This window comes from Lysobacter cavernae, assembly GCF_042648505.1.
GTDB lineage: Bacteria > Pseudomonadota > Gammaproteobacteria > Xanthomonadales > Xanthomonadaceae > Lysobacter_L > Lysobacter_L cavernae.
Window position 1 is genome coordinate 13684 of record NZ_JBHRXK010000010.1, and the last position, 25591, is coordinate 39274.

Annotated in this window: 17 protein-coding genes; 14 read left to right on the top strand and 3 right to left on the bottom strand. The window is 69.4% G+C overall.

All coding sequences use genetic code 11. The features are described from left to right. The first annotated feature begins 262 nt into the window (after positions 1–262). Positions 263–1696, top strand: coding sequence for a hypothetical protein (locus ACFOLC_RS15205; protein WP_449284301.1), 1434 nt, complete (start codon positions 263–265; stop codon positions 1694–1696). Positions 1697–1699: 3 nt separating this feature from the next. Here ACFOLC_RS15205 and ACFOLC_RS15210 read toward each other — a convergent pair whose 3' ends face one another. After that, the gene (locus ACFOLC_RS15210) at positions 1700–3802 is read right to left on the bottom strand and encodes a glycosyltransferase (RefSeq protein WP_386760112.1); all 2103 of its coding nucleotides are present in this window, start codon (positions 3800–3802) and stop codon (positions 1700–1702) included. Between the two features lie 127 nt (positions 3803–3929). Between ACFOLC_RS15210 and mrcB the strand changes: the two genes are divergently transcribed. The 4 genes from mrcB (at position 3930) to tsaB (ending at position 9914) form a co-directional block, all read left to right on the top strand. After that, positions 3930–6335 carry a penicillin-binding protein 1B gene (mrcB, locus tag ACFOLC_RS15215; protein WP_386760113.1) on the top strand — a complete coding sequence of 802 codons (2406 nt, stop codon included), beginning with the start codon at positions 3930–3932 and terminating at the stop codon, positions 6333–6335. Next, positions 6332–6877, top strand: a complete 546-nt coding sequence (locus tag ACFOLC_RS15220; protein WP_386760114.1) for a tetratricopeptide repeat protein — start codon at positions 6332–6334, stop codon at positions 6875–6877. The genes mrcB and ACFOLC_RS15220 overlap by 4 nt, the downstream gene beginning before the upstream one ends. A gap of 154 nt (positions 6878–7031) precedes the next feature. After that, positions 7032–9188 carry an ATP-dependent DNA helicase gene (locus ACFOLC_RS15225; RefSeq protein ID WP_386760115.1) on the top strand — a complete coding sequence of 719 codons (2157 nt, stop codon included), beginning with the start codon at positions 7032–7034 and terminating at the stop codon, positions 9186–9188. Between the two features lie 21 nt (positions 9189–9209). Beyond that, the gene (gene tsaB, locus ACFOLC_RS15230; protein ID WP_386760116.1) at positions 9210–9914 is read left to right on the top strand and encodes a tRNA (adenosine(37)-N6)-threonylcarbamoyltransferase complex dimerization subunit type 1 TsaB; all 705 of its coding nucleotides are present in this window, start codon (positions 9210–9212) and stop codon (positions 9912–9914) included. Between the two features lie 20 nt (positions 9915–9934). On the opposite strand, the gene ACFOLC_RS15235 is transcribed toward tsaB, so the two are convergent. Both ACFOLC_RS15235 and gshB read right to left on the bottom strand, forming a co-directional pair. Next, positions 9935–10822 carry a TonB family protein gene (locus ACFOLC_RS15235; RefSeq protein WP_386760138.1) on the bottom strand — a complete coding sequence of 296 codons (888 nt, stop codon included), beginning with the start codon at positions 10820–10822 and terminating at the stop codon, positions 9935–9937. 17 nt (positions 10823–10839) lie between these two features. Then, entirely contained in the window at positions 10840–11802 is a 963-nt protein-coding gene (gene gshB / locus ACFOLC_RS15240; RefSeq protein WP_386760117.1) for a glutathione synthase, read from the bottom strand. 350 nt (positions 11803–12152) lie between these two features. Between gshB and pilG the strand changes: the two genes are divergently transcribed. From pilG to ACFOLC_RS15285, 9 genes are all read left to right on the top strand, one after another. After that, a complete protein-coding gene (pilG, locus tag ACFOLC_RS15245) occupies positions 12153–12551 on the top strand; it encodes a twitching motility response regulator PilG (protein ID WP_115843698.1) in 399 nt (132 codons plus the stop codon). Between the two features lie 19 nt (positions 12552–12570). Beyond that, positions 12571–12936 (top strand): response regulator transcription factor, encoded by a 366-nt coding sequence (locus ACFOLC_RS15250; protein ID WP_386760118.1) that lies wholly within the window; start codon positions 12571–12573, stop codon positions 12934–12936. A 4-nt stretch (positions 12937–12940) separates the two neighbouring features. After that, the gene (locus ACFOLC_RS15255; protein ID WP_386760119.1) at positions 12941–13540 is read left to right on the top strand and encodes a chemotaxis protein CheW; all 600 of its coding nucleotides are present in this window, start codon (positions 12941–12943) and stop codon (positions 13538–13540) included. Continuing rightward, the gene (locus ACFOLC_RS15260) at positions 13537–15558 is read left to right on the top strand and encodes a methyl-accepting chemotaxis protein (protein WP_386760120.1); all 2022 of its coding nucleotides are present in this window, start codon (positions 13537–13539) and stop codon (positions 15556–15558) included. The genes ACFOLC_RS15255 and ACFOLC_RS15260 overlap by 4 nt, the downstream gene beginning before the upstream one ends. Before the next feature lie 100 nt (positions 15559–15658). Then, positions 15659–21796: an Hpt domain-containing protein gene (locus ACFOLC_RS15265; protein WP_386760121.1), complete on the top strand. Its 6138-nt coding sequence runs from the start codon at positions 15659–15661 to the stop codon at positions 21794–21796. After that, positions 21789–23207 carry a chemotaxis protein CheB gene (locus tag ACFOLC_RS15270; RefSeq protein WP_386760122.1) on the top strand — a complete coding sequence of 473 codons (1419 nt, stop codon included), beginning with the start codon at positions 21789–21791 and terminating at the stop codon, positions 23205–23207. The genes ACFOLC_RS15265 and ACFOLC_RS15270 overlap by 8 nt, the downstream gene beginning before the upstream one ends. 24 nt (positions 23208–23231) lie before the next feature. Then, positions 23232–23744, top strand: coding sequence for a chemotaxis protein CheW (locus ACFOLC_RS15275; RefSeq protein ID WP_386760123.1), 513 nt, complete (start codon positions 23232–23234; stop codon positions 23742–23744). Further along, positions 23741–24817 (top strand): acyltransferase family protein, encoded by a 1077-nt coding sequence (locus tag ACFOLC_RS15280; protein WP_386760124.1) that lies wholly within the window; start codon positions 23741–23743, stop codon positions 24815–24817. Before ACFOLC_RS15275 ends, ACFOLC_RS15280 begins: the two co-directional genes overlap by 4 nt. Positions 24818–25014: 197 nt before the next feature. After that, positions 25015–25584: a hypothetical protein gene (locus tag ACFOLC_RS15285; RefSeq protein ID WP_386760125.1), complete on the top strand. Its 570-nt coding sequence runs from the start codon at positions 25015–25017 to the stop codon at positions 25582–25584. The last annotated feature ends 7 nt before the right edge of the window (positions 25585–25591 follow it).

The window sequence follows — 25591 nt, forward strand, 5'->3', positions numbered from 1 at the left end:
TGCCTGGCGATGAAGATCGCTCGACATCGCCGCGCGTCAACGGCGCTATGCTTGCGCAGTGACTGCGCCTTGGCCGCCCAATCCGGATCGATCCACGCCGCATCCGCGCGGCGACAGGGAGCCGACGGAATCACGCAAGCGCATCGAGCCGCGCTTCGGGTCATGGAGTGAACTGCGCTTCGGCGGGGACGATCGCGCTCCAGTGTCGCGTGCGGCCGAGGGTGCACGGCGCGTGCGTCGCCGTGGTTGGGGGCTCGGGGCGCTGGCCGTCGCGATCGCGGCACTGCTGTTGCTGGTGCTGCGTCAGCCGCTGTCGGACTGGCTGTGGCCGCAGACGCGTGCGCAGCAGTTGCGTGCCGATGCGGCGCGCGCGCTGGCACAGGGGCGGCTCAGTGCGGTCGATGGCAGTGGCGCGCGTGAACTCTACGCGGCGGCGCTGGCGCTGGATCCGGACCGCAGTGACGCGCGCGACGGACTGACGCGCGTCGGTCAGGCGGCGGTCACCCAGGCCGATCGCGCGATTGCCGCAGGCCGCTTTGATGAGGCCCATCGCCTGCTGACACTGGCACGCGAACTGGCCGTGCCGCGCAGCCAGGTCGAGACCCTCGACCGCCGTCTGCGCGAACGCGAGGCGACTGAGGCTGGGGTCGATGGCCTGCTCGCCCAAGCCGTCGCCGCGCGTGCGGCGGGCCGGCTAGACGGCGGAGACAACACGGCGTTGCCGCTGTATCAGCGCGTGCTGGCCTTGCAGCCGGACCGGACCGAGGCCCTGGAAGGCCGCGAGGACACCCTCGCCGACCTGCTGCAATTGGCGCGCCGCTCGCTGGCGCGCGGCGATCTGGCCGAAGCGGCAACCCGCATGCAGCGGGTGCAGGCGGCCGACCCCGGCCATGTTGATCTGCCGGAAGCGCTGGCGGAGCTGGCGCGCCAGGCCGAGCAGCGCCGGAACCAGGCCGATGCCGACCTGCGCCGCAATCGGTTGGCGGCGGCGCGCGAGGGCTACCGCGCCGTCATGGCGGCCACCCCCGACGACACGGCCGCGCAGCGCGGCCTGGTCCGCGTGGCCGAGGCCTATGCCGCGCGCAGCGGCCGATACGCTGGCGATTTCCGCTTCGCCGAAGCCGAGGCCGCGTTGCGCGAGGCGCGCGCGACCAGCGCCGACGCCGCGGGGATTGCCGAGGCCAAGCAACGCCTGCTGCAGGCCCGGCAAGCCCAGCAGCGTCTTGGCAGTACCGTGCCGACGGCGGAACGCAAGCGCCGCCTGCGTCTGCTGCTTGATGAAGCGGCGGCCGCGGAGGCGCGCGGTGACCTGCTCACGCCCCCGGGCGACAGTGCATTCGACAAGCTGCGCGCGGCACAGGCGCTGGCGCCGCAGGACGCGGAGGTGAAGGCCGCCGGCGCGCGCCTGTTGCCGGCGACCAGGCGCTGCTTCGAGCAGGAATTGCGCGGCAACCGGCTTGCGCGCGCGCGCGAATGCCTGGATGTGTGTGCGGCGCTGGAAGGCGACAGCGCCATGCTGCGTGATGCCCGACGGCGACTCGCGCAACGCTGGATCGGGGTCGGCGACGAGCGCCTGGGCGCCGGCGAATTGCAGGCGGCGCAGACCGCGCTGCAGGCGGCACGCGAGCTCGATCCCGACGCCAGCGGTCTCGACGAATTCGCCGGTCGGCTGCGCGCCGCCGCGGCCGCCAACTGAGGCTCAGTTCCGGTCGAGCAGCACGCGTCGCACCACGTCGCGGCCGGCATCGAGCGAAAAATGCCGCTCGACATTGCGCAGGCCGTTGTCGGCCAGCCGTTGCCACAGCGTCGGGTCGCGGTACAGCCGCACCACCGCTTCGGCAAATCCGGCGGCCTCGTCGGCGACCAGCACGTCCTCGCCGTCGCGCAGGTGCATGCCCTCGACCGCGCAGGAGGTGGCGACCACCGGCTGCCCGTGCGCCATGCTCAGGTTGATCTTGCCCTTGACCCCGGCGCCGTAGCGCAGCGGCGCCAACGCGATGCGCGCGCCGTCCATGTACGGCGCCAGGTCGGGCACATGGCCGTGGATCTCGACGCCGGGCTGCGCGGCCAGCGCCGCGATCTCGGCCGGGGTGTCGCTGCCGATGCAATGGAAACGCACGTCCGGCAGCTGCGCCCGGATCAGCGGGAAAGCCTCGCCCACGAACCAGCGCACCGCATCGACATTGGGCGGGTGGCGGAAACCGCCGACGAAGACCAGGTCGCGGCGTCGCTCGAACGGCAGACCATGGCCCTGGATGCGGTGCAGATTGGAGAGGATGTCGACCTGCGCCTGCGGCGCGTCCTGCGCCAGCAGCGTTCGCTCGACCTCACTGACCACCAGCGTGGCGTCGGCCTTGGCGATGATCTCCAGCTCCAGCGCGCGGGTGCGCTCGGCGGCCCGCGCCAGCGCCGGGTCCCGCGCCAGCTCGGCGCCGCGGCGCTCGCGCAGGTAGTGCAGGTCGACCGTGTCGAACACCACCTTGGCCTGCGGTGCGTATTTGCGCAGCAGTGGCAGCCATTCGCGCATGACGTAGTGGCGGCATACGACAATGGTGTCGAAACGTGCACCATGGTCACGCAGCCAGGCCGGTGGACTGTTCGCGCCCGGTGCAGACCAGGCCTCCACACCGATTTGCTGCAGAGCCCGGGTATAGGTGCCGCTGTGGGCGCGATCGGTCGGCAGGAACACCACGTGTGCGTTTTCCTCACGCAGCAGGCGCATCAGGTTGATCAGACGCAGTGACCCGGAGTCCCGATCCGGTTGCGGGGTGAGTGCATCAATGATCAGTACCGTATGCCCGTGCAGGTGATCGGTCAGGCCGTGGCTTGGCGAACCATGTCCAGGATGTGCCGCGAGGGTCGTTGCCCAGCGTTCGCGGAACGTCTGCTGGTTGCGGACCTGGTAAGCCTTGATGCCACGCCGTGTGTCAGTGCCAGTGGTAACGCCCTCGACATGTACGACTTTCGCAAGCGGCTGGCAGAGCGCATGCAATCCAGCCGCACGCACGCGCATGCCCAGTTCGGTGTCCTCGTAGAAGGCGGGGGCGTAGCGGGTGTCAAAACCGCCGATCGATTCGAACAGGTGACGCGGAATCGTGATGGCCGCGCCGGAGCAATAGTGGACGCGGCGAACATAGTCGAACTCCGGCTCGGTGGTTGAGCGCAGTCGGCCTATCTTGTCCGCCGAACCATCCTGCCAGACCAGCCCGCCAGCTTCCTGCAACCGACCATCCGGGTAAATCAGCTGCGCCCCCACCAAGCCGGTATTCGGATGCTCATCGAAGGTGGCCAGCAGCGCATCCAGCCAGCCCGGCTGCGGCACCGTGTCGTTGTTGAGGAACACCACGTACCCGCCACGGGCCAGCGCCGCGCCGTCGTTGCAGGCGGCGATGAAGCCGCCGTTTTGGGCTCGGCGGTGGTAGTGCAGGCCGTCGATCTGGCGCAGCGCAGCCTCGGTTTCGTCCGAGGAGCCGTCGTCGACCACGATGATCTCGATGGTCGCCTGCGGCGGATGCGCCGCTAGCGCGCGCAGGCAGGTCAGGGTGTGCGCGAACTGGTTGTAGACCGGGATGACGATGCTGGCGACCGGTGCGTCGTTGTACGGCACTGAGAACGGAGCGAAGGGTGCCGGCTCGGGCAGATACAACGCCAGGCGCTGCGCGGCGGGAACCCGGTGGAACTGCTTCAGCACGCGTTGCCAGGAGGCGCGCAGGCCACGTGTGTGCAGACTGGTCAGGCCGCGCCGGAACAACCCCGTCCCCCGGTCGTACAGGAACCGAAGATCGGCCCAGCTCATCGCCATCGAATCACCGCCATGCTGAAGGAACTCCCTATTGCAAACGCCACTGCTGCTGCCGGCGCACGGAGGGGCCGGCGGGCTGCGCTAGACTCGGTTTCACGAGGGCGCAGCCCTGTCATTGTCCCATGCCGTGGCCCGAATCGATTACGACGAAGACGAAACCAGCGACAATCGCGATGATTCCCCGCAGTGGCGTCGGCGCCTGGTCACCTGGGTGCTGGCCGCGATCGGCCTGGGCCTGGGTTTCCTCATCCCGTACACGCTGTACCTGAACCACGAGGTCGGTGAGCGCTTTGGCCAGTTGCGCTGGCAGATCCCGACCCGGGTCTATGCGCGGCCGCTGGAGTTGGCGCCGGGCCTGGCCCTCGACGTGACCACGCTGAAGACCGAGCTTGATGCGGCGGCCTACCGTGACGGCGACGGTCGTCGGCCCGGCACCTACGCGCGCAACGGCGGTCGCTGGCTGATCGCCAGCCGCGGCTTCAACGACGTCGATGGCGCGGTGCCAGAGCGACAGCTCGAAGTGGTGCTGTCGGGTGGTCGCGTGGCGTCGGTGCGCGACGCCGGGAAAAAGCGCGCACTGAAGTCGGCGCGGCTCGATCCGGCGCGCATCGCCACGCTGTACGGCCAGAAGCAGGAAGAGCGCCGGCTGGTGCGCATCAAGGAGGTGCCGGAACTGCTGGTCACCGGCCTGCAGGCGGTCGAGGACCGCGACTTCAGCAGCCACCACGGCATCGACCTGAGCGGCATGGTGCGCGCGGCGTTCAAGACCGCCACCGGCAGCCGGCAGGGCGCCAGCACCCTGACCCAGCAGCTTGCACGCAGTGGCCTGCTCGGCATCGGCCGCGAGCAGACCCTGACCCGCAAGGGCAAGGAAATCCTCTACGCGCTGCTGATCGAGGCGCGCTACGACAAGGGCACGATCCTCGAGGCCTACCTCAACCAGGTCTACCTCGGCCAGCGTGGCGCCCAGGCGATCCACGGCGTCGCCGCCGGCGCCGAGTTCTGGTTCGGCCGCGACCTGCGCGACCTGTCGACCGAGCAGATCGCGCTGCTGGTCGGCATCGTGCGCGGTCCGTCTTTTTACGACCCGCGCCGCCATCCCGAGCGCGCGCTGGAACGGCGCAACTTCGCCCTCGGCGAGTTTCACGAGACCGGCCTGATCGACGACGCCGAATACCAGCGCGCGCTCAAGGCGCCGCTCGGCATCACCACCGCGCCAGGCAGCGTCGCCGCCAATCGCTTTCCGGCCTATGTCGACCTGGTGCGCCGCCAGCTCGCCCGCGACTACCCGGCCGATGCCCTGTCCGGCGCCGGCCTCAGCGTGATGAGCGGCATGGCGCCGTCGGCGCAGGCGCAGGCCGAAGGCGCAGTCACGCGCACCCTCAAGAGCCTCGACAGCAAGCGGCGGCCGCCGCTGCAGGCCGGCCTGGTCGTCACCGACGTGCACAGCGGCGAGGTGGTGGCCGTGGTCGGCAGCCGCAGCTTCGCCGAACACGGCTTCAACCGCGCGGTCGAGGCGCAGCGCCCGGTCGGTTCGCTGCTCAAGCCGTTCGTGTACCTGTTGGCGCTGGCGCAGCCGGGCAAGTACTCGCTGGCGAGCTACGTCGACGACTCGCCGGTCACCGTCGCGCTGGGAAAGAAAAAGAACTGGAACCCCGGCAACTCCGACGGCCGCAGCCACGGCACCGTGCGTCTGATCGATGCGCTGGCGATGTCCTACAACCAGGCCACCGTGCGTGTCGGCATGCAGGTCGCGCCCGAGCGCATCGCCGACCTGATCCGCACGCTCGCCGGCATCGAGGCCGAACCGAATCCGGCGTTGATCCTCGGCGCGGTCGACCAGAGCCCGTACGCGATGGCGCAGCTGTACCAGTTCCTCGCATCGGGCGGCGAAATCCAGCCGCTGCACGCGGTGCGCGGGGTGCTCGACGCCAACGGCAAGGCGGTCAACCGCTACGACAAGGAGCCGGCGCCAGCGCAGGAAGGCGACGCGATCGCCGCGCGCCTGATCACCATCGCGCTGCAGCAGGCGGTGTCCAACGGCACCGGTCGCCAGCTCATCAACGACGGCCTTGGCCGCCTGTCGCCGGCCGGCAAGACCGGCACCAGCAACGACGGTCGCGACAGCTGGTTTGCCGGCTGGACCGGCGATCATCTGGCCGTGATCTGGGTCGGCAATGACCAGAACCAGGCCACCGGTCTGTACGGCGGTACCGGTGCGATGCGGGTGTGGTCGGCGATCTTCTCGCGGCTGCCGACCGCGCCGCTCAAGGTCGGCGACAAGGGCATCGACTGGCAGTGGGTGGTCGGCGCCAACACCACCGACGCCGCCTGTGCCGGTGCGCGCCGCCTGCCGTTCGTGGCCGGGTTCGCGCCGGCCTACACGCCATGCCCGGCGCCGCAGCCGGTGGCCGAGGACGAGCAGGGCGGCGGTTGGCGCGAGTGGTTCGGCTTCGGTCGCAAGGACGAAGCCCCGGCGCAGGAGCCTGCGCCGCAACCCGCGCCACAACCGCAGCAGGAGGACACGCCGTGATCCGTTGGTTCACCACCCCGCGCTGGAGCGGAGTGGCCGCGGGTGTCGCCCTCGCCATCCTGCTGGCCGGCTGCGCCACCGCGCCGGACATCGGCCTGCCCGGTTTCGATGCCGCCGCCGCGGTCGCCGAGATCCGCGCCGCCGGCGGCGCCAATGCCAGTGAGCTCGACGTGCAACCGCTGCGTGATCCACAGGTCGAAGACCTGCGCGAGGACGCCGAGCGGCTGGAGCGCGAGCGCAAATACCCCGAGGCCGCCGCGGCGCTCGACCAGGCCCTGCAGCTCAATCCCAGCGATCCGGCACTGCTGCAGGACCGCGCCGAAGCGGCGTTGCTGCAGCAACGGCTGGACGACGCCGAGCGCTTCGCGCGTCAGGGGCTGGAGCAGGGCTCCAAGGTCGGACCGCTGTGCCGGCGACACTGGGAGACCATCGCCCAGGTGCGCCTGACCCGTCCGGCGTCGGCCGACACGCCCGGTGGCAGCGTGGCCGATGCGCGCCGCGAGCGCGACGCCTGCACGGTGGCGGCACCGCCGCGCTACTAGAATAGGCGGCGCAGTGGCGCGGCCGGTCGCAACGGCGGTCGCGGCAACGGCGCAAACTGCAGTGGTTCCCGTGATCGGCGCCTGGTCGTGAGCGAGGTGGACTGTCCGGCCGCGGCCGATGCCGCATGCGCTCCCTGACCCGAATCGAGACCCCATGCAAGCTGCGGCGCCTGTGCCAACCGATCCGACCCCGAGCGGCAGCCGCCTCAGCCTGGCCAGCCGTGCGGCCCTGGCCGACGGCGGCGAGCTCGCGCGCAACCTGCCGGCGTTCACGGTGCGGCCGGCCCAGCAGGAACTGGCCGGCGCGATCGCCGATGCCTTCGACAGCCGCGGCACGCTGCTGGCCGAGGCCGGCACCGGCACCGGCAAGACCTTCGCCTACCTGGTGCCGGCGCTGCTGTCGGGCAAGAAGACGATTGTCTCCACCGGCACGCGCGCGCTGCAGGACCAGCTCTACCACCGCGACCTGCCGCGCGTGCGCGACGCGCTTGGTATCGGCCTCAAGAGCGCGCTGCTCAAGGGACGCGCCAACTACCTGTGCCACTACCGCATGCGCCAGGCGCAAGGTGAGCCGAAGTTCGGCAGCCGCGAGCTGGCCGCGCAGTTCCAGCGCATCGTCACCTGGTCCGGGCGCACGCGCATGGGCGATCTGGCCGAACTCGACGCCCTGCCGGACGATTCGCCGCTGCTGCCGATGGTCACCAGCACCACCGAGAACTGCCTCGGCAGTGAGTGCCCGTTCTTCGCCGACTGCTTTGTCGTGCAGGCGCGCCAGCGTGCACAGGCGGCGGACCTGGTGGTGGTCAACCACCACCTGTTGCTGGCCGACCTCGCGCTCAAGCAGGAAGGCTTCGGCGAGATCCTGCCCGGCGCGCAGGCGTTCGTGGTCGACGAGGCGCACCAGTTGCCGGATCTGGCCGCGCAGTTCTTCGGCGAGGCGCTGAGCGCGCGGCCGCTGGTCGAGCTGGCACGCGATGCCCTGACCGAATGCCGGCAGGTGCCGTCGGCGTTGGCCGCCGTGCAGGAGCCGGCGCGTGCGCTGGAACAGGCCGTGCGTGCGCTGCGCGCGGCGATGGACGAGTTGCCGGTGCGCGGCACGCGTCGCCGCGCGGCGGAGGTGTCAGCGGTCGAGGAAGCATTCGATGCGCTCGCGCTCACACTGCAGCAGCTGCACGCGGTTTTGCAGCCGCTGGCCGCGGCCTCGCCTGGCTTCGACGCCTGCGCCGCGCGTGCGGTCGAGTTCGAGGGCCGGCTGCGGCGCTGGCGCGATGATGCGACCGAACCGGCGGCCACGCAGGACGATGAGTTCGCCGACGACTTCGCCCAGCTCGATGCCGAAAGCGCGGCCGCAGACGGCGTCGATGACGTGGACGAAGCCAAAAAGAAAAAACGCGACGACGACAGCGTGCTCTGGTACGAGCTGACCGCGCGTGGTTTCCGCCTCAGCCGCACCCCGCTCGACGTCGCCGGACCGCTCGCCCAGCACCGCGCGCGTTCGCAGGCGGCGTGGGTGTTCACCTCGGCCACGCTGGCCGTGGGCGGCCGTTTCGAGCACTACGCGATCAAGCTCGGGCTCTATCTCAAAGGCGACGACGCGCCGCGGACCCTGCTGGTGCCCAGCCCGTTCGATTGGGAAACACAGGCGCTGTGCTACCTGCCGCGCGGCCTGCCCGACCCGGTGGTGCGCCACTACAACGAGAGCATGGTCGAGAAGCTGCGACCGGTGCTGGGGGCCTCCGGCGGCCGCGCGTTCGTGCTGTTCGCCTCGCACCGCGCGTTGCGCGAAGCCGCCGAACTGCTCAAGGGCGGGCCATGGCCGCTGTTCGTGCAGGGCGAGGCGCCGCGATCGGTGCTGCTGGAGCGTTTCCGCGCCTCCGGCAACGGCGTGTTGCTCGGTGCCGCCAGCTTCCGCGAAGGCGTCGACGTTGCCGGCGACGCGCTGAGCGTGGTGGTGATCGACAAGCTGCCGTTCGCCGCGCCCGACGACCCGGTGTTCGAGGCGCGGCTGGACGCGATCCGCCGCAACGGCGGCAACCCGTTCCGCGACGAGCAATTGCCGCAGGCGGTGATCGCGCTCAAGCAGGGCGCCGGCCGCCTGATCCGCAACGAGAGCGACCGCGGCGTGCTGGTGCTGTGCGACCCGCGCCTGCTCAGCAAGACCTACGGCAGCGTCTTCCTCAATTCGCTGCCGCCATTGCCGAAGACGCGACGCATCGAGGATGTGGAGGCGTTCTTTGCGCCGGTTGCGGAAGACCTCCCGCTAGAATCGGCTTCCGCAATGGCAGCAACGCTGCCAGTTGCCGACGATTGACCTCCGGACTGCCGTGATCCCATGAAACTGCTCGCGTTTGAAACCACCACCGAAGCGCTGTCGGTCGCCGTGTCGATCGACGGCGAGGTGTGCGAGCGTTTCGAGCTCGCCCCGCGCCGCCACGCTGAACTGGCGTTGCCGTGGGCCGAACAACTGCTGGCGCAGGCCGGGGTCGCCCGTGCACAGCTCGATGCGATCGCAGTCAGTCGCGGCCCCGGTGCTTTCACCGGCGTGCGCCTCGGGATCGCGCTCGCGCAGGGCGTCGCGCTCGCGCTCGACCGGCCGGTGGTGCCGGTGTCGACGCTGGCGGCGCTGGCGATGCGCGCGACACCGTTGAGCGACGGTGCGCGCGTGTTAGCTGCCATCGACGCGCGCATGGGCGAGGTCTATGCCGCTGGCTACACGCTGAGGAGCGGCGAACTCCACGCCCTGAATGACGAAGTCGTCGCTGCACCGGATGCCATCGTGCTGCCCGATACCGTCTCCGGCTGGATAGGGGTGGGCACCGGCTTCGCCGCTGTCGAGGGTGCGCTGCAACAGCGCCTGGGCGCGCGGTTCACCGCGATCGATGCAACGCAACTACCGCACGCGGGCGATGTCGTGCGCCTGGCCGCTCTGATGTTCGCGCGCGGCGAGGCGATGGCGCCGGAACAGGTCGAGCCGGCCTACCTGCGCAACAACGTCGCGTTGACCCTCGAGCAGCAGCGCGCCCTCAAGGCGCGGTAGACCGCCTCGTAGCTCGCCCGTCACTCGTCAACCAGCTGCCCGCCCGGCAGGAAGCTCCAGGTGCGGGTGACGTGCAGCAGGTCCGGGTTCTCGTCGGTCTTCGGCAGCGGCGGGTAGGGCTCGGCCAGTTTGGCGATGCGCAGCGCCGAGGCATCGAGCAGCGGGATGCCGCTGGTCTTGACGATGTCGGCGCGCTCGACCGTGCCGTTGCGGCGGATCGCCACGCTGATCACCACCTGGCCGGCAAGCCGGCGTCGCCGCGCCTCGTCGGGGTAGTTGAGGTTGCCGACGCGCTCGACCCGGTCGACCCAACTGCGCAGGTAGCCGGCCCAGGCGTATTCCTGGGTGCTGGCCGAAACGAACTTGCGCATCGGTCGCTTGGCGTAGCGCTCCGAGCGCATGTGGATCTCGGCGGCCAGTCGCGCCATCGCCACGTCGTGCTCGATCTTCTCCTGGCCACGCGGCAGCGGCCGTTCGCTCGGCGTCGGTGTGGCGCGCGCGGCGGCAGTCGTGGTCGCGCCGCGGGTGCTGCTGACCACGCGCGTCTGCGGTGCCGGTTGCGGCGCCGGCGACTGTGCCTGCAGCGGGCGCGGCGCGACCCCGGACGTGGCTTGCGGCAACGGTCCGGACTGGGCCTCGCGCGGGCGCGTGCTCTTGTCGTGCTCGCCGCCGCCCTGGTTGCTGGCCTGGGCGAGGAAGTCGGCCTGCTTGGGCGTCAGCGCGGAGGCGGTCTGGGTGAGGATCACGTCCAGCGTCGGCATCACCGGCGCTGCCTTCTCGAGCGTCCAGCCGACGCCGAGCAGGAACACGCCGTGCACCAGCAGCGACAACACCAGCGTGGCGCTGATGCGGCCGTCGCCGCCAGTGACATATTCCTCGCCGGGACCGTACCCGCTGGAGTCGGCCATGGGTGCCGCGACCGCACTCATGCGGCGTGCGTCATCTGGACCTTGGCTTCGATCGCGTCGAACAACGTGCCGGCGATGTTGAGGCCGAACTGCGCATCGAGCTCGCGGATGCAGGTCGGGCTGGTGACGTTGACCTCGGTGAGGTAGTCGCCGATCACGTCGAGGCCGACGAACAGCATGCCGCGGCGTTTCATTTCCGGGCCGACCTGGGCGGCGATCCAGCGGTCGCGTTCGCTCAGCGGGCGACCTTCGCCGCGGCCGCCGGCGGCGAGGTTGCCGCGGAACTCGTCGCCCTGCGGGATCCGCGCCAGGCAGTAGTCGACCGGCTCTCCGTCGACCAGCAGGATGCGCTTGTCGCCGTCGACGATCTCCGGCAGGTAGCGCTGCGCCATCGCCAGGCTGTGGTGGCCCTGGGTCAGGGTTTCGAGGATCACGTTGAGGTTGGGCTCGCCAGCGCGGGCGCGGAAGATCGAACGCCCGCCCATGCCGTCGAGCGGCTTGAGCACCGCCTCGCCGTGTTCGGCGACGAAGGCCTTGAGCGCGGCGTTGTCACGCGAGACCAGGGTCGGCGGGCAGCACTGCGGGAACAGCAGCGCCGCCAGCTTCTCGTTGTAGTCGCGCAGGCCCTGCGGGTCGTTGACGATCAACGCGCCGGCCTGTTGGGCCAGGCTCAGGATCTGGGTGTCGTGGATGTACTCGTTGTCGACCGGCGGGTCCTTGCGCATCAGCACGACCTGGCCCGGGCCGAAGCGCAGCTGCGACCATTCGCCGAGTTCGAACCACCCGGCCTGGTCGTCGCGCACGCGCAGCGGCGCGACCCGCGCCAGCGCCACGCCGTCGCGCACGGCCAGACCGCCGGGTTGCACGTACTGCAGGCGATGGCCGCGGCGCTGCGCTTCCAGCAGCATGGCGAAAGTCGAGTCCTTGGCGATCTTGATCGACCCGATCGGGTCCATCACGACGACGATGTCGAGCGGCATGGCGGCAATGTGGGCGGTAATGGCCGCGATGGTAACAGGCCGGTCACGCGGCCCGGCGAGCCTGGGCGACAACGGTGTGGGCCAGCCGGGTGATAACTGCTACCGGCGTCGCGGCTCGGGCATGCCAGGCGGGCCAAGTCGGCTGGATTGCGGTATATGCACGGGGTGCCGATGGCGGTCGCGCGACGGGGCCGTTTCCGGACGAAGGAGGGGCGCGGCGGTGGGCGTTCCGCGGCGCATTCAGCTTGCCGGCCGACATTGCGTGCTTGACAGCTTGAGCGCGGCTTGGAATAAAGACGACTTAGCGACGCGCCGGGAATAGCGCGGCGTTCGCATGGGGGAAATTCAGAATGCTTGACGAGGTCCGCAACGGCAGCCTCGGCGGTTTGAAGGTCATGGTGATCGATGACTCCAAGACCATCCGCCGAACCGCCGAGACGTTGCTGAAGCGCGAGGGCTGCGAGGTGGTGACCGCCACCGACGGCTTCGAGGCGCTGGCGAAAATCGCCGATCAGCAGCCGCAAATCATCTTCGTGGATATCATGATGCCGCGGCTTGATGGCTATCAGACCTGCGCGCTGATCAAGAACAACCACCTGTTCAAGGGCACGCCGGTCATCATGTTGTCGTCCAAGGACGGCCTGTTCGACAAGGCGCGCGGGCGCATCGTCGGCTCCGAGCAGTACCTCACCAAACCATTTACCCGCGAAGAACTGCTCGACGCGATCCGCACGCACGTCAACGCCTGACCGGGGGGTAAGGCACGCAATGGCACGTATTCTTCTGATCGAGGACTCGCCGACCGATACGGCGGTCCTGACCCAACTGCTTGAACGCAACGGCCACCAGGTGCTGGCCTCGGGCAGCGCCGAGGACGGCATCGTCGCCTGCAAGCGCGAGAAGCCCGACCTGGTGATGATGGACGTCGTGCTGCCGGGCATGAACGGCTTCCAGGCGACCCGCGCGTTGTCGCGCGATGCCGACACCAGCGCCATCCCGGTGTTGATCGTCAGCACCAAGGGCATGGACACCGACAAGGCCTGGGGCATGCGTCAAGGCGCCAAGGACTACATCGTCAAGCCGCCGCGCGAGGACGAGCTGATCGCCCGCATCAACGCCTTGTTGGGTGGCTGAGACGATGCCCTTGTCGCCGTTCGATGTGCTGGTCGATTACGAGCGCCGCAGCCTGGCGCACGTGGTCGGCCTGCCCGAGCAGCTCGACGCGCCGGGCCTGTGGCGCGGCGTCGGCTACCGCATCGGCGACCGCCGTCTGGCCTCAGGCTTCGGCGAAGTGCTGGAAATCCTGCCGCTGCCGCAGGCCACCGTGGTGCCCGGCGCGCAGCCGTGGCTGCTCGGCCTGGCCAACGTGCGCGGCAGCCTGCTGCCGATCGTCGACCTCAAGCAGTTCCTCGAGGGCGAGCGCACCGTGCTGCACGAGAGCCAGCGCATCCTGCTGGTGCGCCAGCCCGGCGGCGATGTCGCGGTGCTGATCGACGAGCTGTACGGCCAGCGCAGCTTCACGCAGCCGCAGCAGCTCGAGCCCGAGCAGATCGCCGGCGAACACCTGGCCGCCGGCCGCTACGCCCATTTCATCGACCGCGCCTACCGGCTCGGCGACCACGTGTGGGGCATCTTCAGCCTGGACCGGCTGGCCCGCACGCCCGAATTCCGACAAGCCGCTTCTGACATGCCGCGGTCCGAACACCGCATCAGCACCACACTCGAGGTCGAACCATGAGCACTGTGATGGATAACGTTGCCGGCAAGGGCCGCAATCTTGGCGTCAACACCTGGCTGATCGTGCTGGGCGTGTCGGTGCTGATCTTCGGCCTCAACACCGGTTACGCGACCTGGAAGGCGGCACGCCTCGGCGGCGCCAGTTCGGCCGCCTCGGACCTGCAGGTGAACTCGCAGAAGCTGGCGGTGCAGGGCCGCGAGGCGGTCGGCGGCGACGCGGCGGCGTTCACCGCGTTCAAGGAAACGCGCGCGCAGATCGTCGACGACGTGCAGCAGCTCAACACCAACTTCGGCAGCGCCGCCGGTGTGTCCGGGCCGATCAAGTCGGTCACCGACACCTGGGCGCCGCTGGGCAAGAGCGCCGACCAGGTCGTCGAGAGCGAGAAAGCGGTGCTGGCCCTGGCCGGCAACGCCAGCAGTTTTGCCGGCCGCGTGCCGCAGCTGCAGGCGCGCCTGGACGAGCTGGTGCGCGCGATGTCGGCATCGGGTTCGCCGTCGTCGCAGGTCTATATCGCGCTGCGTCAGGTCGTGCTGTCGGGAACGATGGCGCGCCGCATCACCGAGATCCAGGCCGGCGGCAGCGGCGCTGCGCTGGCCGGTGAAGCCCTCGGTCGCGACGCCGCGGTGTTCGGCAATGTCCTCACCGGCCTGCGCAAGGGCGACGCCGCGTTCGGCGTGACCCCGCTCGGCAACTCCAACGCGCTGGCCGCGCTCGGCCAGGCCGAGACGCTGTGGCTGGAGATGAAGAAGGACCTCGACGCGATCACCACCAGCTCGCAGAACCTGTTCCGTGCACAGGCCGCAGCCGATGCCATCACCGGCGGATCCAACAAGTTGCTGGCCGACAGCCAGGGCCTGTTCCAGGCCTTCACCTCGTTCGGCTCGGTGCGCAGCACCAATCCGGTCGGCCACATCCTGGTCAGTATCGTTTCGGGTCTGACCGCGTTGCTCGCCATCGTCTTCCTGGTGGTCTCGCTGAACAGCCAGCAGAAGAAGCGCTACCTGACCACCAAGGAGCTCAACGACCGCAACCAGGAGGCGATCATGCGTCTGCTGGACGAAATGGGTTCGCTCGCAGAAGGCGACCTCACGGTGAAGGCCACCGTCACCGAGGACATGACCGGCGCCATCGCCGACTCGATCAACTTCGCCGTCGAGCAGCTGCGCAGCCTGGTGCAGACGATCACCGATACCTCGGTGCAGGTGGCATCGAGCGCGCAGGAAACGCAGGCCACCGCCATGCACCTGGCCGAGGCCGCCGAGCACCAGGCGCAGGAAATCAACTCCGCTTCCAGCCGCATCAGCGAAATCGCGGCCTCGATCAACCAGGTGTCGCGCAACTCGGCCGAATCGGCCGACGTGGCGCAGCGCTCGGTGCAGATCGCGACCAAGGGTGCGGGCGTGGTGCGGCAGACGATCGCCGGCATGGACTCGATCCGTGACCAGATCCAGGAAACCTCGAAGCGCATCAAGCGCCTGGGTGAAAGCTCGCAGGAAATCGGCTCGATCGTGGAACTGATCAACGACATCTCCGAGCAGACCAACATCCTGGCACTGAACGCGGCCATCCAAGCCGCCTCGGCGGGTGAAGCCGGCCGCGGCTTCGCGGTCGTGGCCGACGAAGTGCAGCGACTGGCAGAACGCGCGTCGAATGCGACCAAGCGCATCGAAACGCTGGTGCAGACGATTCAGTCCGACACCAACGAAGCGGTGTCCTCGATGGAGCAGACGACCTCGGAAGTGGTCGCCGGTGCACGACTGGCCGAGGACGCGGGTACCGCGCTGGGCGAGATCGAAAAGGTGTCGTCGGACCTGTCCAACCTCATTCAGGGCATCTCGACCGCGGCGCAGCAGCAGTCCAGCGCGGCCTCGAACATCACCCAGACGATGAACACGATCCAGTCCATCACCGCGCAGACCTCGCAGGGCGCCAACCAGACCGCCGCGTCGATTGGAAACCTGGCGCAGCTCGCCGCCGACCTGCGCCGCTCGGTCGCCGACTTCAAGTTGCCGGCCTGATCAGGGACGAGGTTGGATCGAGGATGAACATGGACCACTTCGGCCGCCGCGGCGTGCCCGATAACGGCAGGCGCCGCCTCGCCCTCATGCGAGGTGAGCGATGACCGTGATGCGCGAGGCGATCGACACGACCACGCTCGGCTGGATCAAACCGGAGCTGGACGAGACCCTGCGCCAGGCGCAGCAGGAGATCGAGGCGTTCGCCGAGAACCCGGTTGACGCCAGCCGCATGCGCTTCTGCGCCAGCCACCTGCACCAGGTGCACGGCACCTTGCGCATGGTCGAGCTGTACGCGCCGGCGATGGTCGCCGAGGAAATGGAGCGGCTCGCACTGGCATTGCAACAAGGCCAGGTCAGCGACCGCGACGAGGCCTGCGCGGCGCTGATGCGCGGCGTGGTGCTGTTGCCCGATTACCTGGAGCGCCTGCAGGGCGGCCACCGCGACATTCCCATCGTGTTGCTGCCGTTGCTCAACGAACTGCGCGCCACGCGCGGCGAGGCCGGCCTCAACGAGAGCGTGCTGTTCGCCCCCGACCTCGACCGGCCGTTGCCGTCGCACCTGCCGGCGTCGTCGCCGGCCGTGCGCGGCACCTCGTCGGCGCACCTGGCGGCGCTGCGCGATGCGCTGTCCGCATGGCCGGAAGAAGGCGCGCCGGCCCAGGCCGGCAAGCTCGCCGCCGCGATCGATGGCCTGCTCGCCGAGGTCGTGCTGGAGCCGGTGCGGCGCATGCTGTGGGTGGCCTCGTCGGTCGCCGGCGCGTTGCGCGACGGCGCCCTGCCGCCGACCCGCGCATTGCGCCAGGCCTTCGGCGGCGTCGAGCGCGAAGCCCGGCAGATGCTGGCCGACGACGGTTTCGCCGCGCCGCGCGCCGAACCGGCGGCGGAGCCGACCCGCCAGCTGCTTTATCACGTCGCCCACAGCGACGGCCGCCATCCGGCACTGGACGACCTGCGCCACACCTTCGAACTTGCCGCGCACCTGCCCAGCGAGTCGGAACTCGAACACGCCCGCGGCAGCCTCAGCGGCCGCAACCGCGCCCTGCTCGACACGGTGTCGGCGGCCATCAAGGAAGACCTGCTGCGCGTCAAGGACGCGCTCGACCTGCACCTGCGCACCGGCCAGACCGATGCCGGCCAGCTGCACCCGCAGATCGAGGCCCTGGGACGGGTCAGCGATACGCTCGGCATGATGGGCCTGGGCGTCGCCCGCACCGTCGTGCTGCAGCAGCGCGATGCGATGGCCGACATCGCCTCCGGCCGCCGTCCCGCCGACGAAGGCGCGTTGCTCGACGTGGCCGGCGCCTTGCTCTACGTCGACGCCTCGCTCGACGACCAGGTCTCGCGCCTGGGCCTGCCCGATGACCGTGTCGACGAGAGCCTGCTTGCCGGTGAAGCGCGCAAGGTGCTCGAAATCGTCGTGCGCGAAGCGATCGCCAATTTCGGCGATGCCCGCCAGGCCTTCGTCGCTTTCGTCGAGACCAACTGGGATCACGCCGAACTGGTGGAAGTGCCGCGCGTGCTCGACGAGGTCGCCGGCGCCCTGCGCATGCTCGAGCTGCACCTGCCGGCCGATTACCTGACCGGCGTCAAGCGCTACACCGAGGTCGAGCTGATCGGGCGCAAGCGCGTGCCCAACGGCCAGCAGCTAGACACCCTGGCCGACGCACTGGCCAGCCTCGAGTACTACCTCGAGGCGCTGCGCGAGCAGCGCCCGAACCGCAACAACATCCTCGACATCACCCGCCAGAGCCTGGAAACGCTGCGCTACTGGCCGCTGCCCGAGTTCGACATCGCCGCGACCATGGCGGCGACCTCGCCGATCAGCCGTGAAGAACTGGCCAACGTGCCGGATTTCGACCTCGCCGACAGCGTCACCCTCGGCGGTGTCGTCATGGCCGCCGCGACGCATGCACCGGCCACGCCGGCTGCGGTTGTCACGCCGGTCGTTGCCGAGTCCGCGCATGCACCGGCACCGGTGGCCACCACGCCGCAGGCGATCGCCGCCGGCGGCTTCGAACACAGCGACGACATCGACGACGAGATCCGCGAGGTGTTCCTCGAGGAGCTTGACGAAGAGATCCGCCACCTTGGCGATCTGCTGCCGGTCTGGCGCGATGCGCCCGAAGACGGCGAACGCCTGCGTCCAATCCGGCGCGTGTTCCATACCCTCAAGGGCAGCGGCCGCCTGGTCGGCGCCAAGACCCTGGGCGAATTCAGCTGGAAGATCGAGAACCTGCTCAACCGCGTGCTCGACGGCACCCGCCCGGCCAGCCCGGCGGTGATCGGCCTGGTCGAGCACGCCTACGCCGCGCTGCCGCAGCTGCACGTGGCGCTGCGCAACGAAGGCGCGATCAGCGCCGACCTGGCCGGCATCGAAGCCCATGCCGACCGCCTGGTCGAGGGCGATGAAACCGCGTACTCGCCGCCTGCCGTCGTCGCGGTGGCCGCGGTTGTCCAGTCCACGGTCGAGGCACTGCCTGAAGCACTGCCCGAAGCGATCGAGCTGGAGGCGGTGAGCCTGGATTTCGCCGTCGATGATTTCAGCATCGACGACAGCGACTTGGCGGATGTCTCGGTCGAGCTGGTGGCCGAACCGGTTGCGTTCGATCCCATCGACACGTCGGCCGTGGAAGCCGTCGAAGCCAGCTTGCCGGCCTCGGTCGACCCGGTCCTGCTCGAGATCCTCGACGCCGAGGTCAGTGGTCATCTGGCGACGATCGAGCATTGGCTCGCCGCCTCGCAGCTGCAGCCGAGCGTGGCCGACGACGGCCTGCAACGCGCGATCCACACGCTCAACGGCGCGTTCGCGATGACCGAGGTGCCGGTGATCACCGAAATCACCGGTCCGACGGAAGCCTACGTCAAGCGCCTGCTCGCCGCCGCTGCGCCGGCGAATGCCGAGGGGGTGGCGGCGATGGCGGCCGTGGCCGACGCGATCCGCCGCACGTTGGCGGCGTTGCAGTCGCCGGCCCCGCGGGTGCCGCTATTCGAGGGCCTGGCCGAACGCATGCGCATGCTGCGCGACAGCCTGCCGGACGCGCGGTTGCCGTTGCCGGTCGACATCGACGTGGCCGATGACGGCCTGACGCTGGCCGGCGACACGCCGCCGGCGTTGGCTGCACTCGACCTCAGCGAGTTCACCGACCTGGTCGAAGAGGCCGGTCCGGCCTACCTGGCCGATCCGGGGCACGTCGAACGCATCGAGACCGAACTGGCCGAAGCACGCCGCATCGAGACCGAACGTCAGGCGATCGAGCGCGCCAACGCCGAGCGCATCGACATTGAGCGCATCGAGGCCGAGCGCTTTGACGTGGAGCACAGTGAGGCCGAGCGTCTGGCGACGGCCCAGCGCGAGCAAGCCGAACGCTTCGAAGCGGAGCGTCTCGAAGCAGCACGTCTCGAGGCCGAGCGACTCGAAGCTCAGCGTGCTGAAGCCGAACACCTCGAAGCCGAACGCCGCGAAGTTGAGCGCCTTGAAGCGGCGCGTCTTGAGACCGAGCGACGCGCAGCCGAGCGTGCCGAAGCCGAACGCCTTGAAGCTGAGCGCGTCGAGGCCGAGCAGCTTGAAGCCGGGCGACTGCAAGTCCAACGCCTTGAAGCCGAGCGCATCGAAGCCGGGCGCCTTGAAGCCGAGCGTGCAGCCGAAGAGGAGCGCGAGTACCTGCGTCTCGAAGCCGAGTACGCCGACGCCGAGCGCGCGCTGCGCGAGCAGCAGGCTGCGGCCGAGACAGCATCGACCGAAGTCGTTGTCGAGGAGCGGGTCGAAGCGCAGGCCGATGCGGCCAACGACGCGGTCGATGACCTGTCGCAAGCGCAGGAGCCAGCCGTCGCGGCGTTGATCGCCCACGCCCTGGCCGCGAACGAAGATCCGGACGAAGCGCTGGATCTGAGCGAACTCGACCCGGAGCTGATCGACATCTTCGTCGAGGAGGCCAGCGACCTGCTCGACCACTCCGACAGCCTGCTCGCGCAGTTGCGCCAGGCGCCGGGCGAGCGCGAACCGCTGGTGGGCCTGCAGCGCGATCTGCACACCATCAAGGGCGGTGCGCGCATGGCCGGCATCATGGCCGTGGGCGAGCTCGGCCACGCAATGGAGTCGCTGCTGGAGGCCGTGGTCGACCAGCGTTGCGAACTCGGCCGCGACGGCATCCCGTTGCTCGAGCGCGGTTTCGACCGCCTGCACGCGATGGTGACCCGCGTCGGCGAGCGGCGCGCGATCGCGATGCCGGAGGCGCTGATCGCCAAATTCGATGCCCGTGCGAGGGGCGAAAGCTACGCCGCACCGCTGCCCGTGGCGACCGTTGCGCAGGTCGACCTCGACCGCGCGGTGTCCATGGACGAGCCGCAGGTCGAGCTCAAGCCGCTGTCGGAACCGATCAGCGATGCCCCGCTGGCCGACGACGACGACATCGGCGTGCGCGCGCCGCAGGAGCAGGTGCGCATCCGCGCCGACCTGCTCGACCGGCTGGTCAACTACGCCGGCGAAGTCGCCATCTACCGCGCCCGCCTCGAGCAGCAGCTCGGAGCATTCCGTGGCGCGATTGCGGAAATGGCCGCGACCAACACCCGTATGCGCGACCAGTTGCGTCGTCTCGAGATCGAGACCGAGGCGCAGATCGTCGCGCGCTACCAGCGCGAGGGCGATGCCGGCGAGCAGGCGTTCGATCCGCTCGAGCTCGACCGCTTCTCGACCCTGCAGCAGCTCTCGCGTGCACTGTCGGAATCGGCGGCCGACCAGGGCAGCCTGCAGGTCACGCTCGACGACCTGACCCGCCAGTACGAGACGTTGCTGCTGCAGCAGTCGCGCGTCAGCTCGGATCTGCAGGAAGGCCTCATGCGCACGCGCATGGTGCCGTTCGACGGCCTGTTGCCGCGCCTGCGCCGCGTCGTGCGCCAGGCCTCGGGCGAACTCGGCAAGCAGGTCCAGCTCAAGCTCGACGGTACCCAGGGCGAGCTCGACCGCAACGTGCTCGAGCGCATGACCGCGCCGTTGGAGCACATGCTGCGCAACGCCGTCGCGCACGGCCTGGAAACGCCGCAGCAACGCAAGGCCGCCGGCAAGCCGGAAGAGGGCTCGATCCGCATCGCGGTGCGCCGCGAGGGCTCGGAAGTGGTGCTGGTGGTCGGTGACGACGGCCGCGGCCTCGACCGTGCCGCGATCCGCCGCCGCGGCGAAGAGCGCGGCCTGGTCCGCAGCGATGCGGTGCTGGCCGATGCCGATCTCGATGCGCTGATCCTCGAATCGGGCTTCTCCACCGCCGACGGAGTCAGCCGCCTGGCCGGACGCGGCGTCGGCATGGACGTGGTCGCCTCCGAAGTGCGCCAGCTCGGCGGCACGCTCGACATCCACTCCAACCCGGGCCGGGGCGTCACCTTCACCCTGCGCCTGCCGCAGACGCTGGCGGTCACCCAGGCCGTGTTCGTGCGCATCGGCGAGACCACGTTCGCGGTGCCGATTGCCTCGGTGCGCGGCGTCGGTCGCATCGCCCGCGACCAGCTGGACATGGCCGAGGCCAGCTACCGCTACGGTGGCGAGGACTACGCCGTGCATGACCTGGGCACCCTGGTCGGCCACGCGCCGGCCAAGGCCGAAGGCCAGCTGCAGATGCCGTTGCTGCTGATCCGCTCGGGCGACCTGCGCGCCGCGGTCTGCGTCGACCAGGTGGTCGGCAACCGCGAAATCGTGGTCAAGCCCGTCGGCCCGCAGGTCGCCTCGGTGCCGGGCATCTTCGGCGCGACGATCATGGGCGACGGTCGCGTCGTGGTGATCCTCGACGTGGCCCCGCTGGTGCGCCGCCAGACCCTGCTGCCGCGCGACCATGTGGCCGTGCCGGTTGCGCCTGTCGAGCACCGCCGCGTGCCGCTGGTGATGGTGGTCGACGATTCGGTGACGATGCGCAAGGTCACCGGTCGCGTGCTCGAACGCCACAACTTCGAGGTGTTGACCGCGAAGGACGGCATCGACGCGCTCGAGCGCATGGCCGAGGTCGTGCCCGACCTGATGCTGCTCGATATCGAGATGCCGCGCATGGACGGCTACGAGCTGGCCACCCAGATGAAGGCCGACGCGCGTCTGCGCGAGGTGCCGATCGTGATGATCACCTCGCGCACCGGCGACAAGCATCGCCAGCGCGCGTTCGAGATCGGCGTCGAGCGTTACCTCGGCAAGCCGTACCAGGAGCCCGAGCTGATCCGCAACGTCTACGAACTGCTCGGGGTGGCGCGCCATCATGAGTGAGTCCACGCGTCGCGTCGTATTGCTGGCGCGCCCGGGCGTGGCCTGCGAGCGCCTGCGTTCCGCGCTCGGCGATGCCGGCGTGCAGCTCGTGCTCGAAGCCGACCCGACCACACTGGAGCCGTCCGCGCTGAGCGCGGCCGCACCAGAAGTGGTGGTGGTGGCGCTGGACCCGGTGACCGAGGACGCGCTGGACCGTTTCGAGCCGGTGCTGGTCGATCCCAGAATCGAGGTGATCTTCGAGGAAGCCGAACTGGCCGCCGCCCGCGAGGGCTGGGATGCGGCGCGCTGGGTGCGTCACCTGGCCGCCAAACTGCACCGTCATGGCGACGTGCTGCCGCCGGGGCACGAGCCGGAAGATGTCGATGACACGCACGCCGCTGCCACGCCGGACCGCGTCGTCGAGCCGGTGCCGATCGCACCCGTAGCCGCACCCGTAGCCGCACCCGTCAGCAGCCACGCGTTCGACCCGGTCATGGCGGAGCTGTCGGACGCGCCGCCGCCCACGATCGTCGAACCCGTGGCCGATTTCGCATTCGTGCCAACCGATGCGATGGCGACCGACGAGATCACCATCGCACCGTTTGAATCCAGTTTTGATTACGACGATGCACCGGTCGCCGCGACGCCGGCGCCGGCCGTGCTGAAACCGGCGCCGGTGCTGGTGTTCGAGGCCAGCCTGTCGGCCGTGCCGCCAGTGGCCGCAGCGCCCACCGAAGTCGTGGCGCCGGCCGCGCCGGACTGGTCCTTCGCCGACGAAGCCCCGGCCCTGCAAGGCCTGCTCGACCGCGAGGGCGGCAGCGATGGTGTGGCCGATGGCCGGCTGCGCCACGACCTCGACGAGATCGAACGCCGCATCTCCTCGCTGGAGCTGGTCGATGACCGGCCGGCCACACACGTCAACGGCGCCGTGCTGGTGCTCGCCGGTATCGGCGGTCCCGATGCCGTACGCCAGTTGCTCGGTGCCTTGCCGGAAACATTCGCGTGGCCGGTGCTGGTGCAGCAGCGTCTTGATGGCGGCCGTTACGACAAGCTGGTCGCGCAGATGCAGCGCGCCACGCCGCTGCTGGTCAAACTGGCCGAACCGGGCGTGCCCGCGATCGGCGGGGTGATCTACATCCTGCCGGCGGGTGTCGGCATCGCGGTCGACGAGGCCGGCATCCGCTTCGATGATGCCGGCGCTGACGTGCTGGCCGCGCTGCCTGCGGCCGACTCGGCAGTATTGTTGCTCAGCGGCAGCGATCCGGGACGGGTCGACGCGGCGATGAACCACGCTTGGGCTGGCGCCCTGGTCGCCGGCCAGGCGCCGGACGGTTGCTACGATGCGGTCGCGGCAATGGCGCTGATCGCGCGCGGCGGCGAATCGGGGCAGCCGGCCGAACTGGCCGCACGCCTGTCCGCACGCTGGGCATGAACCGTCCGCACGAAGGGTCGATAGATGGCGAATCAAATTAATCCGGCGCAGACCAACCCCATGACCGGGGGCACGGTCGAGGCCGACGTTCGCGGTGTGTTGATCCAGATCGCGGGCGGCCGCCTGCTGCTGCCCAACGCGACCATCGCCGAAGTGCTGTCCTACGCCGAACCCGAGCCGGTCGCCGAGGCGCCGGACTGGCTGCTCGGCCGCATCCGCTGGCGTGGCTGGCAGTTGCCGCTGGTCGCGTTCGCGCGTTTGGCCGGTCTGGCCGGCGAGAAGGGCGGCCTCGGCAGCAAGGTGGTGGTGCTGCGTGCACTGGGTGGCAATCCCAGGGCGCCGTACTTCGCGCTGCTGACGCAGGGCTTCCCGCGCCTGGTCACGGTGTCGCGCGAGACGCTGATGGTGGTCGATGACCACAGCGTGCTACCGCCAGGCGTGCAGGCACGCGTGCTGCTCAACGAGGACGCCGCGTTCCTGCCCGACCTCGAAGCGGTCGAGGCTCTGATCGGCGGCGCGCTGGCGCAGGCGGCTTGAGTCTGCCGCAGCCGGCACGGTTCGCCTCGGTCGATGCCCTGCGCGGCCTCACCGTCGCGGCGATGCTGCTGGTCAACAATCCCGGCGACTGGGGCCACGTCTACGCGCCGTTGCTGCACGCGCAGTGGAACGGTTGCACGCCGGCCGATCTGATCTTCCCGATGTTCCTGTTCATCGTCGGCGTGTCGATCGCGCTGGCCTTGCGGCCGCGCGTCGAGCGTGGCGATCCGCCGCAGCGGCTGGCCAGGACGGTGCTGGTGCGTGCCGCGCGTATCGTCGGCCTTGGCCTGCTGCTGCACCTGTGCGCGTGGTGGGCGTTCGACCTGCCGCATTACCGGGTGATGGGAGTGCTGCAGCGGATCGGGTTGTGCTTCGCGGCCGCCGGGGCGCTGGCCCTGCATGCGCGGCCGCGTACGCAATGGGCGATGTTGGCCGTGCTGCTGGTCGGCTATGGCCTGCTGCTCGCCGGTGGCGGCAGCTACGAGCCGTTCGCGAACGTCGCCAGCCGTTTCGATCACGCCATGCTCGGCGCGCTTGTCTACCAGCTCGATCCGGCGACTGGCCGCGGCCATGATCCGGAAGGACTGCTCAGCACGCTGGGTGCACTCGCCACCACGCTCATTGGCCTGCGCGTCGGCGACTGGTTGCGCCGCGGCGATCGACGCGCACTCTGGATCGCCGGAGCCGTCGCGATGGTGCTGGGCCTGGCCTGGTCGCAGTGGCAGCCGCTCAACAAGAACCTGTGGACGCCGTCCTACGTGCTGTGGACCGGTGGCACCGCCTGCTGGGTGCTGGCGCTGTTCAATGTGCTTGTCGACCACCGCGGCTGGCCGCCGTTCGGCCGCGCCTTCGGCGTCAATGCCATCGCCGCCTACGCCGGCTCCGCCTTCATGCTGTACGGCCTGGTCGCGGCCGGATGGCTGGAGCCGCTGTACCGCCATGCCTTCGCCGACTGGATGACGCCGCGCTTCGGTCCGTACGTACCGTCGCTGGCATATGCGCTCGCGTTCGTCGCCGTGTGGTGGGTCGTGGTGCGCGTGCTGGACGTGAAGCGGGTTTACTTCAAGATTTGAAGGGTTGTTTTTGACCCTATATGGGTGACGCTCATCGGATACGTGACGATTGCATTGCACATTTGCACCCCTCTCGTTACCTGCTATTCCACCCTCTGATCAGAAGCCGCATCCGGGACATGATTAAACGATTCCGTGGAGCTACGGCGCTTTGGCATCGATTCTCGGCGCTGCTCAAATGCACATGAGGCAATGGAATGCAGAACTTGAAGAAATGGCTCGCATATCTTGCGGTGTTGGCCGTCCACCTTCTGGGGTTCTCGGCAATGACGGCGGGCGTGTACAGACCGTCGTACGGTTGGACCCTGTTCTCGATCATTCCGGCCGTGTTGGCTGCGTGGTACTTGGCAACGGTGGCTGCCGAGCAATCCCGGGTTGCATCGCAACGGCCCAAGCGCCACAGCAATCGATTCCCCATCGTTCTCGGCGTACTGATGTTCTTCGGGCCTTACATGTTCGCGAACTGGTTCCTCGGCAGTACGCTGACCCTTGTGCTCGGGAAACCGCACCAGCGCATGGCAATCGTGCATCGATGGGATTCGAATGGGCGTTCTTCCCGTCGTGGCTCACGATGCGTTCGCATCGGCGCCATGATCGAAACACCCAGAAAAATCCCAGTGAACCTCTGTTTGCATAGGCGGTATGGTTTCGTGCTCGGCAGCGGCTCGGTGGTGTACTTCCGGACACACGAGTCGATCATCGGAGATATGGTCCTGCCCGAAGTCTACTTCCCGGAGCTTCCACGTCCCGGGCACGGCAGCAGGTAGTCGGTCG